16 protein-coding genes and 1 pseudogene are annotated in these 16,983 nt (G+C 43.8%); 6 read left to right on the forward strand and 11 right to left on the reverse strand.

The annotated features are described in order from the left end of the window. Nucleotides 1-219: pseudogene (locus tag ACTIE0_RS10595) on the forward strand (Uma2 family endonuclease); the annotation flags it as partial. A gap of 149 nt (nucleotides 220-368) precedes the next feature. On the opposite strand, the gene ACTIE0_RS10600 reads toward ACTIE0_RS10595, so the two are convergent. The 3 genes from ACTIE0_RS10600 to ACTIE0_RS10610 form a co-directional block, all read right to left on the reverse strand. Further along, nucleotides 369-635: a gas vesicle protein GvpG gene (locus ACTIE0_RS10600; RefSeq protein WP_006616263.1), complete on the reverse strand. Its 267-nt coding sequence runs from the start codon at nucleotides 633-635 to the stop codon at nucleotides 369-371. Between the two features lie 15 nt (nucleotides 636-650). After that, the gene (gene gvpF, locus ACTIE0_RS10605) at nucleotides 651-1,385 is read right to left on the reverse strand and encodes a gas vesicle protein GvpF (protein ID WP_006626108.1); all 735 of its coding nucleotides are present in this window, start codon (nucleotides 1,383-1,385) and stop codon (nucleotides 651-653) included. Nucleotides 1,386-1,487: 102 nt separating this feature from the next. Then, nucleotides 1,488-1,943: a gas vesicle protein K gene (locus ACTIE0_RS10610; RefSeq protein WP_006616265.1), complete on the reverse strand. Its 456-nt coding sequence runs from the start codon at nucleotides 1,941-1,943 to the stop codon at nucleotides 1,488-1,490. Between the two features lie 265 nt (nucleotides 1,944-2,208). On the opposite strand from ACTIE0_RS10610, the gene ACTIE0_RS10615 reads away from it, so the two are divergent. Next, nucleotides 2,209-3,690 (forward strand): glycoside hydrolase family 13 protein, encoded by a 1,482-nt coding sequence (locus tag ACTIE0_RS10615; protein WP_006626107.1) that lies wholly within the window; start codon nucleotides 2,209-2,211, stop codon nucleotides 3,688-3,690. A gap of 28 nt (nucleotides 3,691-3,718) precedes the next feature. After that, nucleotides 3,719-4,924: a M20 family metallopeptidase gene (locus tag ACTIE0_RS10620; RefSeq protein ID WP_006626106.1), complete on the forward strand. Its 1,206-nt coding sequence runs from the start codon at nucleotides 3,719-3,721 to the stop codon at nucleotides 4,922-4,924. A gap of 36 nt (nucleotides 4,925-4,960) precedes the next feature. Here ACTIE0_RS10620 and ACTIE0_RS10625 read toward each other — a convergent pair whose 3' ends face one another. The 8 genes from ACTIE0_RS10625 to ACTIE0_RS10660 form a co-directional block, all read right to left on the reverse strand. Then, nucleotides 4,961-5,548, reverse strand: coding sequence for a hypothetical protein (locus tag ACTIE0_RS10625; protein ID WP_006626105.1), 588 nt, complete (start codon nucleotides 5,546-5,548; stop codon nucleotides 4,961-4,963). A gap of 3 nt (nucleotides 5,549-5,551) precedes the next feature. Beyond that, nucleotides 5,552-5,794 (reverse strand): TIGR02450 family Trp-rich protein, encoded by a 243-nt coding sequence (locus ACTIE0_RS10630; protein WP_006616785.1) that lies wholly within the window; start codon nucleotides 5,792-5,794, stop codon nucleotides 5,552-5,554. A 76-nt stretch (nucleotides 5,795-5,870) separates the two neighbouring features. Further along, nucleotides 5,871-6,143: an FmdB family zinc ribbon protein gene (locus ACTIE0_RS10635; RefSeq protein WP_006626102.1), complete on the reverse strand. Its 273-nt coding sequence runs from the start codon at nucleotides 6,141-6,143 to the stop codon at nucleotides 5,871-5,873. Between the two features lie 63 nt (nucleotides 6,144-6,206). Continuing rightward, nucleotides 6,207-7,394, reverse strand: a complete 1,188-nt coding sequence (fmdA, locus tag ACTIE0_RS10640; protein WP_006626101.1) for a formamidase — start codon at nucleotides 7,392-7,394, stop codon at nucleotides 6,207-6,209. Between the two features lie 389 nt (nucleotides 7,395-7,783). Then, nucleotides 7,784-8,380 carry a hypothetical protein gene (locus ACTIE0_RS10645; RefSeq protein WP_006669074.1) on the reverse strand — a complete coding sequence of 199 codons (597 nt, stop codon included), beginning with the start codon at nucleotides 8,378-8,380 and terminating at the stop codon, nucleotides 7,784-7,786. 422 nt (nucleotides 8,381-8,802) lie between these two features. Beyond that, nucleotides 8,803-10,458, reverse strand: coding sequence for a peptidase domain protein (locus ACTIE0_RS10650; RefSeq protein WP_006669073.1), 1,656 nt, complete (start codon nucleotides 10,456-10,458; stop codon nucleotides 8,803-8,805). 12 nt (nucleotides 10,459-10,470) lie between these two features. Continuing rightward, on the reverse strand, nucleotides 10,471-11,811 hold the full coding sequence (locus ACTIE0_RS10655; RefSeq protein ID WP_006669072.1) for a T9SS type A sorting domain-containing protein: 1,341 nt from the start codon (nucleotides 11,809-11,811) through the stop codon (nucleotides 10,471-10,473). A gap of 161 nt (nucleotides 11,812-11,972) precedes the next feature. Then, nucleotides 11,973-12,146, reverse strand: coding sequence for a hypothetical protein (locus ACTIE0_RS10660; RefSeq protein ID WP_006626094.1), 174 nt, complete (start codon nucleotides 12,144-12,146; stop codon nucleotides 11,973-11,975). 304 nt (nucleotides 12,147-12,450) lie between these two features. Here ACTIE0_RS10660 and gloA point away from each other — a divergent pair, with 304 nt between their 5' ends. From gloA to hpsE, 3 genes are all read left to right on the forward strand, one after another. After that, on the forward strand, nucleotides 12,451-12,879 hold the full coding sequence (gene gloA / locus ACTIE0_RS10665; RefSeq protein WP_006669071.1) for a lactoylglutathione lyase: 429 nt from the start codon (nucleotides 12,451-12,453) through the stop codon (nucleotides 12,877-12,879). A gap of 149 nt (nucleotides 12,880-13,028) precedes the next feature. Next, nucleotides 13,029-15,815, forward strand: coding sequence for an ATP-dependent chaperone ClpB (clpB, locus tag ACTIE0_RS10670; protein WP_006669070.1), 2,787 nt, complete (start codon nucleotides 13,029-13,031; stop codon nucleotides 15,813-15,815). A 104-nt stretch (nucleotides 15,816-15,919) separates the two neighbouring features. After that, on the forward strand, nucleotides 15,920-16,957 hold the full coding sequence (gene hpsE / locus ACTIE0_RS10675; RefSeq protein WP_006669069.1) for a hormogonium polysaccharide biosynthesis glycosyltransferase HpsE: 1,038 nt from the start codon (nucleotides 15,920-15,922) through the stop codon (nucleotides 16,955-16,957). The last annotated feature ends 26 nt before the right edge of the window (nucleotides 16,958-16,983 follow it).

Genomic DNA, 16,983 nt, shown 5'->3' on the forward strand with positions numbered 1-16,983 from the left:
TTTCCGCCCACGGGTTTAGAGTTATATTATCCCGATGGTCGTCGTTTTTTGACTTCTGTAGAGTTACACCAACAAGCGGAAGCGGCACAGCGAAAAGCCCAAGAGTCAGAAGAACGGGCGCGGCGGGCGGAAGAAGAATTAGCCGAGGAAAAATTGCGATCGCAACGTCTCGCCGAACAGCTAAAACGCTTAGGCATTGACCCTGATTCACAGGTATAAACTATAAGCCTGGTAGGGTGCGTCAGAGCGAATACATCAGGTCAATAATCATCTTCTCGACTGACGCACCATCACTGACGCACTGCACATTTCTAATCTAAAGAAAAGCCGATAGATGGGCGCGGGTACGTTGTCCCCAAAACCGATAATTATTCATCATCATCTGATGCCAACTCCGACTGTTGCTGAGACTCTTCTAGGGCGATAATTTCTCGTAATAACTGTTCCTCTTCTTCCTCGAAATCTTCCTCTGAAATATCGCCCATATCATAGGCTAATTGAAGAGCCAAAAGACGCTTATTTAAATTTTCTTTATCGTCTAGTTCAGCATCAGCGCGTTCTAAGATTTGTTCACCTATCCATACAATACCATCCAGGGGAGCGGTCAGAGGGGCGAGTAATAATCGTAAAACCATAGATTTATCCTCTCATTAATCAAGTTGTGTGAAATTATAGGGGGCTGTAAAATTATTATAGCGAATCCTCAGCCGTTTGGGAAAGTAATTGTCGATTTCCTCCACCTTCTGACTAAACTTTTCTTCACTATTCCAAGGAATTAAATAGGCGGCGTTATAAATCATTAAATCCGTCATCGATTCATTTTCTACATAATCTAAAGCCAGGGGAATTAAGCCATCTTGAAAAGCGGTGATAATCTCATTTTCGCGGTCTAAAATGTTTGACTCTATCTCCCGACCAATAGCAATCACTTCATCCATACTGAGGGGTTGACCTTCCAGGCGATCGCGTCTTTCTCTCAGGTCTTGATTTTCCTCCATTAAAGCATTAAGTTCAGCGGTTTCATTCCAAAAAACCTTCACCCCCACCTCGCGATTACCCTCCAACTTAACGAACAGTTCTTTCAGTCTTTCATGATAAGGATTAACTAACTGTTTAGCTACCGCATCCCAATCAGAAACAATCAAGCCAAATTGCAAAGGTAGTATCGTCCTATATCCCTCCTGCATCATGGCTTCTAACACCTTTTCATGACCTAGCAAATTCCTGCGGCTGGCCAAATACCGTTCCTGTTGCGCCTCGGAATACAGAAAAATAAACCCATCAATTTCATGAGTATAAACTGGCTGATTATCTAAGCCTTGCAAATGCCAAGACTTCAGCTTAGTTTTCGGTAAAATTCCGTATAAATACAGACTGTAACTCATATTAGTCACTCATCAAAAAGTAATTATCAGCAGTCTAGCACCTATCACTAGCCCCCCACAACCCAAAACTTGCCCATGGGATAAATTTGGGTAATCCCTAGGCTATAATAGAGGCTTTGATGTTAGCACCAATCTCAGCTTGGCATGAATCAGGTTAATTTGGGCTAAACCCAGATCAACACTTCCCTCTACTACTATACCCGTATTCAGAAGGCGATCGAGAAGTTCCAAGATCGAGGGATTTCCCAAGGACACCCCTGGGTAATAGCCACCGGACTTAGGGAGAAGGGAACCCAACTCCGACAGTTCGATATTCAAGTCTGCTGGGTCGATATCAAAAATTTCGCAGAGGTCCAACACCTGCGCCTCCAATTTACGCAGACTTTCGGCCGCGCGGTCAAGTTCTTCATCTGTTAGGGTATCAGCTTCCATGCGCCGGATAACTTGCGCTTCCATCAGCTGGCGGATTAATTCAACCACGGTAAGGAGTAGGGGGGCTAAACCTGCATCCTTACCAGATGATTTGGGAACCAAGGCTGTTTCTTCTGGACTTGACACTTGTGATTCTCATTAAGGTTCGGCTTGCTGTCAATCCTAGCAGATAGGAGATACTATCCGCAATACATAGCTAGGCCAATTATGCCCAAATTGATCTGATGTTCACAGTCTCAGTGCCACCAGATCATAATTTGACCACTAACTACTATGGTATTATGGTGATCGTGCGTCATATTTAGGTTGAAATATTTTCATAAGTGGCTGTATAAGTGACTTAGCAATTTATACGCCCTAAATATATATTGGTGTTTTCCAAATCGTAACCATGACAATTTACACTCCAGACTGGGTAAAACATTCGGTATTTTATCAAATTTTTCCTGACCGTTTTGCCCAAAACCAATTACCTCGACCCTCAGTTATTAGTCATCCTAAGTGGGAAGATTGGCACAAACCACCCACTTTGCAGGGGTATAAAGGCGGTAACTTGTGGGGGGTAATTGAACACCTCGACTATCTGCAAGATTTGGGGATTAATGCGATTTATTTTACCCCCATATTTCAATCAGCCAGTAACCATCGCTACCATACCCATGACTATTATCAAGTTGACCCGATTTTAGGCGGTAATCCAGCCCTGCGAGAATTGATAGATGCTGCCCATAGTCGCCATATTAAAATCGTCCTAGATGGGGTTTTTAACCATGCTAGTCGAGGCTTTTTCTTCTTTAATGATATCCTAGAAAATGGCCCTCACTCTCCTTGGTTAGACTGGTTTAAGGTGGAAAACTGGCCTCTGTCTGCCTATGATGGTAGTCAACCCGCCAATTATGTCGGTTGGATGAATAACCGGGCTTTACCGGAATTTAATCATGAGCATCCCGATGTGCGTGAATATATTATGGCGATCGCCGAATATTGGATTAACTTTGGTATAGACGGCTGGCGTTTAGACGTTCCTTTTGAAATAGAAACACCCGGATTTTGGCAAGAATTTCGCAGTCGTGTCAAAGCCGGTAACCCGGAAGCCTATATCGTCGGAGAAGTGTGGACAGATGCCCGTCAGTGGCTCGATGGCAGCCAATTTGATGGCGTAATGAACTATCTATTTACCGGACCTACCATCGCCTTTACAGCCCAATCCAGAGTCCGTAGAGAATTAGTAGAAGCGCCTTCTTATTATCCCTATCCTCCCCTTTCCGCCGCCGAATATAGCAGTAAAATCCAGGAACTTCTTGCTCTCTATCCTTGGGAGATTCAACTCACCCAACTTAACCTACTTAATAGCCACGATGTCGCCCGTTTAATTACCATAGTTCAGGAAGATCAAGCCAGCGTTAAACTCGCTACCTTACTATTATTAACCTTCCCGGGCGCTCCCAGTATATATTATGGTGATGAAGTCGGTTTACCAGGAGAATTTGACCCCGATTGTCGTCGTGGTTTCCCGCCCCAAGAACAATGGGATTTAGACTTACTAGAATACCACAAAAATCTCATCACCCTCCGCCATAAATACCCGGCTCTCAGAATCGGGACTTATCAAGTTCTCTTCGCCCAAGATCTAGTTTATAGCTTTGCCAGAATTTTAACCACCAATTCCCCGGAAGGTCAGGAAGAATTAATCATCACAGTTAATAGTAGCTTAGAATCTGCTACAATTAATATACCAGTTCCCCAACTCACCACTAAACCTGAAAGAGTTGTCTATGGAAATTGTACCGCCCGCTGGCTTAATTTAGAGGGAGAGAATCATCTGGAACTGATATTACCCCCTCGCAGTGGTTGTATTCTAGCCAACCGTTAAAACTCTGCCTGATCAGCCTATTATTGCCATGAGTAAACATCAAAACTCCATCCTCACTGAAATCAAAGACCTCACCAATTCCCTATATCCCCGTTTAGTAGAAATTCGTCGTCACATTCATGCACACCCAGAACTTAGCGGTCAAGAATATCAAACCTCTGCATATATAGCGGGGGTATTATCTTCCTGTGGGTTGCACATTCAAGAAGCGGTAGGAAAAACCGGAGTAGTAGGGGAATTAAAAGGAACTGGTAACCATCATCAATGGTTAGCAATTCGTACTGATATGGATGCCCTCCCTATTCAAGAATTAACTAACCTAGAATATGCCTCTCGTCATCCCGGCGTAATGCACGCTTGTGGGCATGATGTACATACTACGGTAGGATTAGGTACAGCGATGGTTTTATCACGCCTACAGGACTCGCTACCGGGGGCTGTGCGATTCTTATTTCAACCGGCTGAAGAAATCGCTAGGGGTTCCACTTGGATGGTAGAAGATGGGGTAATGAATGACGTTATATCTATCTTTGGATTGCACGTTTTTCCGACTATTACGGCGGGGTGTATTGGCATTAGAGTAGGGGCATTAACAGCGGCGGCGGATGATTTGGAATTGACTATTTTGGGAGAGTCTGGACATGGTGCGCGTCCCCATGAAGCCATTGATGCAATTTGGATCGCCGCCCAAGTAATTACGACTCTACAACAGGCAATTAGTCGCACTCATAACCCCCTTAGACCAGTGGTATTAACTATTGGTCAAATTACTGGCGGACGTGCTTCTAATGTGATTGCGGATCAGGTAAAATTATTGGGAACAGTGCGATCGCTTCATCAATCAACCTATGAAACTTTACCAGCATGGATAGAGAATATAGTAGCTAATGTTTGTCAAACCTATGGGGCTAAGTATCAAATGAACTATCGCCGGGGTGTTCCCAGTGTGCAGAATGATCCAGCCTTAACTCAATTAATCGAAGCCTCAGTTAGGGAAGCCTGGGGAAATGAAAGTGTAGAAATTCTCCCGGAACCTTCTCTGGGTGCGGAAGATTTTTCGGTGTATTTAAATTATGCACCGGGCGCAATGTTTCGCCTAGGAATAGGACAACCAGACCAACCCAATTATCCCCTACATCACCCTAAGTTTCAGGTAGATGAATCAGCAATTAAAACCGGAGTAGTTACCCTAGCTTATTCAGCTTATCAGTTTTGGCAAAAGCGTTGTCAATAACACCATAGCCACCAATTTACCTATGGTCTATTTTGATTATTCATCTTGGGGTGATGGATGTTCTAGGGTCTGTTTCGCCTGTTTAATTTGATCAAAGAGGGTCGCGCGCGATCGCACAGATTTCTCCATAATTAAGCGATCGATGCCATACTTAGCCTTGAGTTGATCTCGAACCTCCTTAGATACAGGTTCAGGGGGCGCTTGAAAATCTGCGGCTGTATACACCGGAAGCCGCGACCCCAAAACTTCAATAGGCATATCAGGAAGTCTAACCAAAAAATATTCTCGTCGCCTGCGAATAGTTTGGGCGCGGTTTTCCATTTCGGTCAGAATAGCCATCACCTGAGACAAATCATGAGATACCATCGCCATTTGTACCTCAACATCTCCCAGGGGAATTTTTAAGGCCTGCGCCCTTTCTAACACATCTGGCGGCAAATGTTCCAAACTAGGGGGGTTAATCGCCGCCTCTATATGGGCTAGAGTATTCCTAATCTTCTCCTCAACTTCCCTAACCTGTAGAATTTTAGCCTGTTCGGGAGGAACATGATCAACCATATTCTTTAGTTCAGTGGCGGCAGCTTCTAATTGAGCGATCGCCTGTTGAATATAGCTATAATCCATATATCAGTCTCCATCATCAAGTTCTTGGGTAGACTGCCACCCAGGTTCCCACAGATTACGATCTTTAAGCTGTTTAGCATTCAACCAAAATCTAACTGTCGGGTCACAGGAAGCCACCAACTCCGCAAAAACCAACTGACCCTGATTTTTACGGTTAACCACCTGAAAATGTCGCCATCCCCAAGTTTTTTGGGTAGCCGTCCATTTAGAACCCACCAGATAGGGAAATTTTGTCTTTTTTGGCATTACCAGTCCATATTCTTAATTCCTGATTCTGCCATAAATTTTCACCAGACAACAGCCCACCCACACAGAACATGATTCAACCGTGACCTATCATCCAAGGGCGATCGCACCTACTTTGTTTATATCGGGGAGATGATGGTTGGCGATCGCTTTTCACCAATTTGGGTTCTTTACTTTCTCCCCGTCGCAAACTTAACCCCCTCGAATTCAAATTAATATTGGGCGGCGAAAAGATTTTTTCACTCTGATTTTGGCATTGAGGACAGGCAACCGGAGTTCCCACCTCCGCCAAAGTCTGCCATGTTTCAAACTCTCCGCAATTAGCACAACGAAATTCATACAGTGGCATTTTCTTTATTCTCCTTATCTAACTGCCCCCAGTTCCCAATGACTAGGGGCGATAATTACACTACTAAGTTGGCAAAATATTGCGATCAAAAATCTCCGTTGGTATTGCCACGGTACAACAAGCATTCGGAATATCCACAATACCACTAATTCGACCTTCTACCGGGGCTGAACTCAATAGCAAATAAGCCTGTTCTCCCGTAAATCCAAACTTTTGCAAATATGCGATCGCATTCAAACAAGCCCGACGATAGGAAACATGAGCATCCAAATAATACTGTTTCCCAGTAAACTCATCAACCGAAATTCCCTCAAATACCAAATACTCCGAATAGCGAGGTTCCACCGGACCAGGTTTAAAAATCGGATTCACCATTGCATACTTTTCCACCCCTCCTTTAATCAGATCAACATGGAGGTCGATATATCCCGACATTTCAATAGCGCCACAAAACGAAATTTCCCCATCTCCCTGGGAAAAATGAATATCTCCCATAGACAATTTCGCCCCCTCTACATACACCGGAAAATAAATCCGCGACCCCCGCGACAAATTCTTAATATCGCAGTTTCCGCCATGTTCCCGAGGTGGAACCGTCCGCGCTGCTTCCGCCGCCACCCGCTCAAATTCCGACCCAGTTAATGTTCCCAAAACCGCATTTTCTGGGTTGGGTAAAGCCGCCAGAGGTGGAATTTCTGGTTTCCAAACCGGACCCCCTGTTTCTACTAATTCCCTTTCCCGTTTATTCCACTGCATCAACAGTTCATAGGAAGGCGCACAGCCAATTAATCCAGGGTGAGTAATACCCGCAAAACGTACTCCCGGAATATGGCGAGAACTCGTATAAATTCCCTGTAAATCCCAAATAGCTTTAGCTGCATTCGGAAAATGATCAGTTAGAAAACCACCCCCATTTTCCCGCGCAAAAATTCCCGTAAAGCCCCATTCATCTCCCTGTAATGCACCAATATCCAGAATATCTACAACTAAAATATCTCCTGGTTGGGCACCGTTTACATAAATCGGCCCACTGAGAACGTGAACCACACTTAGATCTACATCTCGAACGTCGTCGGGACTATCATTATTTTTGATTTGTCCGTCTGTCCAGTCCTTGCATTCAATCCGAAAAATGTCTCCCGGATTAACAGAAACCACCGCCGGAATGTCTGGATGCCAGCGATTATGTCCCGGCATTTCTTGTTCCGACATTGGTTTAGTTAGATCAACTTTAAATAGTGTTTGCGGCATTTTTTTCCTGATTACCCTTCATCATGATGGTTTTTTAATCAACAAAACTTAATGATTCAATTCTTTTTGAATCTTAGTCTCTCGATGTTAAGACATCTTCACCTATTTCCTAGATAACAAAATGTAATTTTAGATACAAAATATCAATTTATCTGGATATTTTTAATAATGATAATCATTCTCTAAAATCTCAGAGCCAGCTATCTCAAACCTGCCCAAAGTTAGAGTTTCCTAAATCATGACAATATTGGGGTATAAAAAACTCAAAAGTTTACCGATTTTTTATTTACAAATTCCCTAACTTGACCTATATTTATAGCATGGGAATATGTGGCGGAATATATATGGCTTTTGGCTGCCTACTGTTTAAGTTAAACCCCGGCGAGTCATTACCCATAAAATCGGGAATTGCAGTTAGCGACATTCCCACAACTGTCCTCAGCAAAAAAAGGGGAATTCATCAATTCCCCCCATATATTTCCCAAGTCATAATTTACATTCAAGATGATTATCGAGCAAAAACCCCCCACCCCGTAATAGCAGGTTGAAGCATTACAGTTAGCCATTGTTACCTCAACCTTAAATCGACCACTCCATTTGGGGTCAACTTCTACCATGGGGTAGTCATCAAGGGCGGTATCAGAGTCAATCAGATTGTTATTTTCATCATAAAGCGATAAGTCTATATCTCGACAATCTTCATCACAAACGCCGACCAGAATGTAAGATGAACCCGAATTTAAGTTCAGGTAGAGATAATCCTTTTGGTTATGACCAATATCACCCAAATATGGTTCATGACTAAGCTGATAACTCCCCGAAATTCCCAAAGCCACTCCCGCTTGCATCAATTGTTGACGCACTTGTTGAACGAAGCGGTTATCTGAAGCCGCACCAGGTAGCCCTAGGGTAATTGCCATAGCAATACTGATGGCTAAAGTGCTGTAACTTGCCACATTACGTGATGGTTTGAATCTTAGTTTCATATAGGCTCGACTAAGTATATGAGGTGGATGAACTTGATTATATCCTCTCCCTCTTATTGGCAAGTAAAGGGGGTTACTTTTTAATGAAAATTTAATCATTTAGGCTATGGTAAAGTCATGGCAAAATATATGCTGTCCCAGGGTGCGGCTCTCAATTATTGACACAGTGATAAAATGCGATCGCCTTTGACGGTAGACCCTCCACCAGTCAGTTAGGGGAACCAAACAAATCCCCAAAATCCCCCCATTTTTCCTTGACAAATCTCCGAACTTGACCTATACTTAGAGAATGGGAATCCGTGCCGACATATATATCGCTTTTCTGGGACTTTTCCATGTCAAAGTCGGAGCAGTTAGCGAACCACCCCGACACCATTAATTAATCAGCCAGCCAGTCTACTTATTAATCAGTTTTAGCAACTTCAAGCCAGACTCCCGACCCCCTCCACAAACCGAAAGATACTACTATCTTCCAAGTTCAAACTCGTCACACCCTCAATAATACCGACAATTTTATCAGTCTCGCCAATTTGGTAAATAGCAGTAGCATTAGTAAATCCCAGGGGTAAATCCCCTATGCGATAGTTAGTAGCATTACCCAACAAAACCATCACATCTTGATTCATCTCCCAATCAGCCACCACAGTATAACCCTCACCGGGAAGCATCACAAAAGTATCATTTCCCTCTCCCCCATTCAACGTATCAATTCCCTCGGAACCCCCATACAAGATATCATTCCCCTTATCACCAAACAACAGAGAATTACCCTCACCCGCCACTAGAGTATCATGACCTTGACCGCCATAGAGAGTATCACCAGAGCTACCACCAAACAGGATATCATCATCCTTATTTCCCAACAAAGCGTCACGACCGGAACCCCCAACTAAAGTATCATTTCCCTGACCCCCAAATAGGGTATTATTTCCTTGCTGTCCATCGAGGTAGTCATCCCCTTCAAAACCTAGTAAAGTTTCATCAGAATCACTACCCATAATCACATCATCCCCATCACTACCAAACCACTGATTAGGGAAAGGTTGAGTAATCGAGTTATTAGAATTTTGGATACTATCATTAGGTTCTGATTCATCAGATGAGATGACAGTAAAAGGAGCCATAATATAGAGGTTATATTCGGGACTAATAGCGTCATCATTGCCATAAACCTGAACATGATAAGTTCCCGCTGCTAGTCCCCCTAAACTAATCCCATCCAAATCACTACTAATTGAAGAGTTTATCAAGACTCCATCTGCATTATACAAAGCAAAACTTAGGTGTTCATTAAAGTACCAGGAATTCACCGATACATAATGAATCGGACTTGCAGTTTGAGGGATTTCAAATTTGAACCAGTCTGAGTCTCCAGCATGAATACTAAGACCACGCCAAGAATTCCATTCAGATAGCAAGCCTAAATCGGTGGCAGTTTCGATACTATCATTGGGTTCAAATTCATCTGGTGTTATATTGATAGGAGGATTGATATAGAGGCTATATAAAGGTCTAATGACTCCCTCATCTCCATAAACTTGAACATGATAAGTTCCGGCTTCTAATCCCTCTAAGCTAATCCCCCGCCAATCATTAATAACAGAAGTGCCAATCAAGACTCCCTCACCATCATAGAGGGCAATATTTAGGTTTTCGCCAGAGTAAAAGGAACTAATTGATACGGAATTATAATCTCTTCCGGTTTGAGATATATCAAATTTGAACCAATCTGAGTCTCCAGGATGAATACTGAGATTATCCCAAGAATTTCCCTGGGATAATAAGCCTAAATCTGTGGCAGTTTCGATACTATCATTGGGTTCAAATCTATCTGGACTCATATCCCAGGGAGCAGTGATAGACAGGCTATAAAAAGGTATAATTGCTCCCTCATCTCCATAAACCTGAACATGATAAGTTCCGGCTGCTAGTCCCTCTAAGCTAATCCCCTCCCAATCATTGATTACGGAAGTGTCAATCAAGACTCCCTCAGTATTGTAGAGAGCAACATTTAGGTTTTCACGAGAGGATGAAGAACCAATTGATACTAAATTATTCACACTTCCGGTTTGAGCCATATCAAATTTAAATCAATCTGAGTCTCCCGCATCATGAATACTGAGTTTATACCAAGAATTCCACTGAGATAATAAGCCCAAATCGGTAGAAAATTCGATACTGTTATTAGCTTCAAATCTATCAGGCTCTATATTCCAGGGAGCATTAATATAGAGAATATATGAAGGTATAATTGCTCCCTCATCTCCATACACTTTGACATGATAAGTGCCGGCTTCTAATCCCTTTAAACTAATCGACTCACTAGCATCACTCCTAGCAGTATTAATCAAGATTCCCTCAGCATTATAAAGGGCAAAATTGAGGTTGTCACCATAGTAATAAGAACCAAGTGATACATAATTATCGGCTATTCCGGTTTCAGATGTATCAAATTTGAACCAATCTGAGTCGCCAGCATGAATACTGAGATTATCCCAAGAATTCCACTGAGATAATAAGCCTAAATCGGTAGCATTTTCGATACTATCATTAGCTTCAAATCTATCTGGGGTCATGTTCCAAGGAGCGTTAATATTCAGGCTGTAGCTAGGTCTAGTTATTCCCTCATCTCCATACACTTTGATATGGTAAGTTCCGGCTTCTAGTCCCTCTAAACTAATCCCATTCATAGCCTCACTACTGGAACTGTTAATCAAGACTCCCTCAGCATCATACAAGCTGAAATTGAGGTGGTCACCATAGTACCAGTAATTAATTGATACATAATTATCGGATCTTCCGGTATCGGCGATCGCAAATTTGAACCAATCTGAGTCTTCAGGATGAATACTTATATCATACCAATAATTCATCTGAGATAGCAAGCCTAAATCTGTAGAGGTTTCGATGCTATCGTTAGGCTCAAATTTATCTGGTTTCATATCCCAGGGAGCGTTAATATACAGGCTGTAACTAGGTCTAATTACTCCGTCATCTCCCTGAATATTAAAATAGTAAGTTCCGGCTTCTATTCCCTCTAAACTAATTCTCTCCTCCCCATCACTACTTGTACTATAAATCAATACTCCCTCGCTATCATATAGGGATAAATTTAGGTTTTCACCATGAAACCATGAACTAATTGATAGGTAATTATTTACACTTCCGGTTTGAGCTATCTCAAATTTGAACCAATCTGAGTCTCGAGCATGAATACTGAGATTATCCCAATAATTCCATTCAGATATCAAGCCTAGATCTGTGGCTGTTTCTCGGCTATCATTGGGTTCAAATATATCGAGATTAATAGTGTTGACAGATTGACTAGACATTTTGATTTCTCCATGAAAAGTATTAAAAATATATTCATTGCTGCCATCATATTTTTTGATATAAGTGGCAGAAATGCCATCAAAATACTGACCAGACAATGGGAGTAATTTCTGCCTGAAGTTACATTGTATGTGTATTCAGCTTTTCACTTTTGTCTCCCCACTAGGTTGTCTAGGTTATGGTTTTTAAGGGCTAGATTTACTCCATTATATCCTTTACCTACAGTCGGGAGCTAAATCCGTTAATTTTTAACAATAATTTAATTATTGTAGGAGTGATGAATTGATGGAAAAATCTCGATTTCTCTGGCTTCTCTCAATTGTTGATTGACACAGTGATAAAGTGCGATCGCCTTTCCCGTAGACCCTCCACCAGTACCCCCAGTTAGGGGAACCCAAAAAATCCCAAAAATCCCCCCATTTTTCCTTGACAAATCCCCGAACTTGACCTATACTTAGAGAATGGGAATCCGTGCCGACATATATATGGTATTTTAGGGGTTTGTCGGTGGTAAGGAAAAGCGAAAAGGTTTGTTAACAGTGGTGAAAGGGCGATCGCCTTGAGGAGAAGAGGGGAAGGGGAGAAGGGGTAGAGATAGCGATCGCCCGAAAAGAAACGGTTGTGTGGTTGTTGATGGTTAGGTAGTGGGAGAGGGGGCTAGTGGCAGTGACGAACTGAGGAGATTTCCTTAAAATAACAGGTAAGGACTAATCTTCATAAGGAGGAGAACCAATCTCATGAGACTTTTACACACAATGCTGCGGGTCGGCAACTTGGATGAGTCGCTGAAATTTTACTGTGATATTCTGGGAATGAAGCTGCTGCGACAGAAAGATTATCCTGGGGGAAAGTTTACCCTAGCCTTTGTGGGATATGGGGATGAAGCTGATCATAGTGTCATTGAACTGACCTATAACTGGGGCGTTGATAGCTACAACCTGGGGGACGGTTACGGCCATATTGCCCTCGGTGTGGATGATATTTATAGCACCTGTGAGCAAATTCGGGCAGCAGGGGGTAAAATTAGCCGAGAACCAGGGCCGATGAAACACGGATCAACAGTGATTGCTTTCGTGGAAGACCCGGACGGGTATAAAGTTGAATTGATTCAACTGGGAACCCAGGGCTCGGCTGAGGCAAGTAAACAGTTAGCAGTAAACAGTTAAGATCTGAACGGATAAGGTGATCGATTGCCCATAGTAGGATAAAATCCTTGGGGCAATCGGCTCTGGTGGTCCCCAGAAAAATACATCGGCAACATCTATTTGAGAGTCATAATTCCCCGTTCCCTATTTGGTGTCAATAAAAATAAGCAATGCAACCGACCGATCCGAGTAAATTTACAGATAAAGCCTGGGAAGCGATAGTAAAATCCCAAGATGTTGCTCGTCGCTTCCAAAATCAGCATTTAGAAGTGGAGCACGTGGCGATCGCCGCCTTAGAACAAAATGGACTGGCTAATAATATATTAGGGCGGGCTGGTTTTAATCCCGAACAGGTCCAGCAACAATTAGAAGCCTTCACCAAACGGCAACCCCGAGTCGGAACTATTGACCATCTCTACCTAGGTCGTGGGTTAGAATTGATGCTAGATACGGCTGAAGCGACGCGGTCCGCATGGCAAGACCGCTACATTGCTATTGAACACCTGATTATTGCCCTAGCAGAAGATGATCGCGTCGGTCGTAGGATTTTGGGTAGTGGAAACCCCACCAGAGCCACACCAGGAAGACCAGGGTTCGATCGCCCTACCAATGACTCCAAAGCTACAGTCCGGGAGAAACTGGAAGAAGCCATCAAATCCATGCGTGGCAGTGCTAAAGTTGACAACCAGAACCCGGAAAATAGTTATGATGCCCTGAGTAAGTATGGCCGAGATCTAACCGAATTGGCTAAGGCAGGGAAACTAGACCCGGTGATCGGACGGGATGAAGAAATTCGCCGGGTGGTTAGTTGTCTGTCCAGACGAACCAAAAATAATCCGGTGTTAATTGGAGAACCGGGAGTCGGTAAAACAGCGATCGCCGAAGGGTTAGCCCAACGCATTGTTAACGGAGATGTGCCAGAGTCCCTCAAAAACCGCCAGTTGATTTCCCTGGATATGGGTAGTTTAATCGCCGGAGCCAAATATAGGGGGGAATTTGAAGAAAGACTGCGATCGGTATTGCGGGAAGTTACCCACTCCGACGGTCAAATAGTCCTGTTTATCGACGAACTACATACCGTCGTGGGGGCAGGATCGGGTTCTGGAGGTTCGGGAATGGATGCCGGAAACCTGCTTAAACCTATGTTAGCCCGGGGAGAATTGCGCTGTATCGGTGCTTCTACTGTTGATGAATACCGTAAGCATATCGAAAAAGACCCAGCCCTAGAAAGACGATTTCAACAGGTCTATGTTGATCAACCTAGTCCAGAGGATACCGTGTCAATCCTGCGGGGGTTGAAAGACCGTTACGAACGCCATCACGGGGTCAAAATTACTGATTCCGCATTGGTGGCGGCGGCAATGCTGTCCGCGCGATATATTAGCGATCGCTTCCTTCCTGATAAGGCGATCGACCTAGTAGACGAAGCCGCCGCCCAGTTGAAAATGGAAATCACCTCCAAACCCGTGGAGTTAGAACAAATTGAGCGTCGCCTCATGCAGTTGGAGATGGAAAAACTCTCCGTCGAAGGGGAAAGCCAAAGAAGTACACCCCCACGCACAGGGGAACAAGATCGAACTGCTGATCTGGGTTTAAATATGCGTATCCAATCCCTACTGCAAGAAATTAACACCCTCAAAGACAAGCAGAAAACTCTATCGTCCCAGTGGCAGAGTGAAAAGGAACTCCTCGAAGCTATTAACCGCCTCAAAGAAGAAGAAGAAAAACTGCGGGTGCAAATTGAACAAGCCGAACGCGCTTATGATCTCAATAAAGCAGCTCAGTTAAAATACGGCCGCTTAGAGACTCTTCACCACGACCGAGAGGCGCGGGAGGCAGAATTGTTAAAATTGCAGGCTCAGGGGTCTTCCTTGCTGCGAGAGCAGGTGACAGAAGCCGATATTGCTGCCATTGTCGCTAAGTGGACGGGGATTCCCGTTAATCGCCTGTTGGAGTCCGAACGACAAAAATTATTACAATTGGAATCCCATTTACATCGGCGCGTAATTGGTCAGCAGGAAGCCGTGGAAGCTGTATCTGCCGCTATTCGCCGCGCTAGGGCGGGGATGAAAGACCCCGGACGGCCTATCGGTTCGTTTCTGTTTATGGGACCCACAGGGGTCGGTAAAACTGAGTTGGCTAGGGCTTTGGCGGAGTTCCTCTTTGACAGCGAGGAAGCTATGATTCGCATTGATATGTCCGAATATATGGAAAAACACGCTGTCTCTCGGTTGGTGGGTGCGCCTCCGGGATATGTGGGCTATGACGAAGGCGGACAACTATCAGAAGCGGTGCGCCGCCATCCCTATTCAGTGATTCTATTTGATGAGGTGGAAAAAGCTCATCCTGATGTCTTTAATATCCTCTTACAAGTATTGGATGATGGCAGAATTACTGACTCCCAAGGACGATTGGTGGATTTCCGCAATACCGTAATTGTCATGACTAGCAATATCGGCGGTGAGTATATTCTGGGGGTGGCTGGGGATGACTCTCGCTATGGGGAAATGTCTGCTTTGGTTATGCAGGCTTTGCGATCGCATTTCCGACCCGAATTTTTGAATCGGGTAGATGAAATTATCCTCTTCCACACCCTCAGTAAAGCTGAATTGCGCGATATCGTTGCCATTCAAATGCAGCGCCTCCAAAGACTTTTGGCTGATCAAAAAATTGCTCTGGATTTATCACCTGCTGCTATTGATCATGTGGCTGATGTGGGTTATGATCCTGTTTATGGGGCTAGACCTCTGAAACGGGCGATTCAACGGGAGTTGGAAAATCCGATCGCTAACCTGATTTTAGAGCAGAAGTTTGTCACGGGCGATACTATTCAAATTCAGGTGAAAGATGGAACACTCACTTTTGATCATCCCTTGAAGACACCAGAAGCCCCATTAAATCAGGGTGAGTTAACCATGTTACCAGTGGCAGTCAACAGCCCAGGCGATGATAATTAAAATCTTTAAGTGTGCCGTCTCTATCTCGAATTGCCAAGGAAGACTCCCGTGGAAAGCCTAGCAGAATAGCGATAGTGTTAATATCCTGCGATAGGAAGTTAATCATGATCCAGTTAACAGTAGCAATTCCTACCTATAATGGGGAAAACCGGTTGCCAGAAGTGCTCCAACAGTTGCGATGTCAAAGGGCGACCGAAAGCATCCGTTGGGAAGTTCTCGTCGTGGATAATAATAGTTCCGATGGTACGGCAGCAGTGGTACAGCAGTTTCAGAAGGACTGGCCCAAAGAAGTACCCCTGCGATATGTGTTAGAAACTCAACAGGGTGCAGCATTTGCGAGGAAGCGATCGGTGTCTGAGTCCCAAGCTGAGTTGATCGGTTTTTTGGATGATGACAATATACCTGAATTAAATTGGGTAGCTGAGGCGGTTAGATTTTCTCAAGAAAACCCAAAGGCGGGAGCCTATGGTAGTCAAATTCACGCCATATTTGAGGTAGAACCGCCCCCTAACTTTAATCGAATTAAACCATTTTTCGCCATTACGGAATTAGGGAAAAATCCGAGGCTTTATAATGCTCGAAAAAATCTCTTGCCTCCATCAGCAGGGTTAGTTATTAGGAGAGAGGTCTGGAGTGAATTTGTGCCAGAAAAATGTATCTTGAGTGGTAGAGTTGAGGGCAGTATGTTGACCGGAGAAGATCTAGAGGCTTTATCCTATATTCAACGCAAGTCCGACTGGGAAATTTGGTATAATCCCCAAATGCAGGTCGATCATAAAATTCCTCGAAAACGTTTGGATATTGAGTATTTGATACCCTTCTTTCGGGGAATTGGATTAAGTCGTTACGTCACTCGTACAGCGGGAGTTAAGCCAATTTTAAAGCCTGTTTTAACGACAGCGTACTTTGCCAACGACTTGCGAAAATTGCTGCTTCACGTCCTCCGTTACGGTGTGTCGGCTCAGGATGATATTGCTGCTTGTGAACGAGCCTTATTAATGGGGAGTTTAAACAGCTTTTTTTATTTGTGGTATAACGGTTACTTAAAGCTAGACAAAAAAACAGCAACTCTGCTAATACTACTGTCAGTGCAGTTGTTCATGAGTAACCAGAATTTGCTCTCAGCTTGCACTACTCCCTAAGCAAACATATTAACAGTTTCAATACC

Source organism: Limnospira sp., from assembly GCF_051859755.1.
Taxonomy (GTDB): domain Bacteria; phylum Cyanobacteriota; class Cyanobacteriia; order Cyanobacteriales; family Microcoleaceae; genus Limnospira; species Limnospira fusiformis.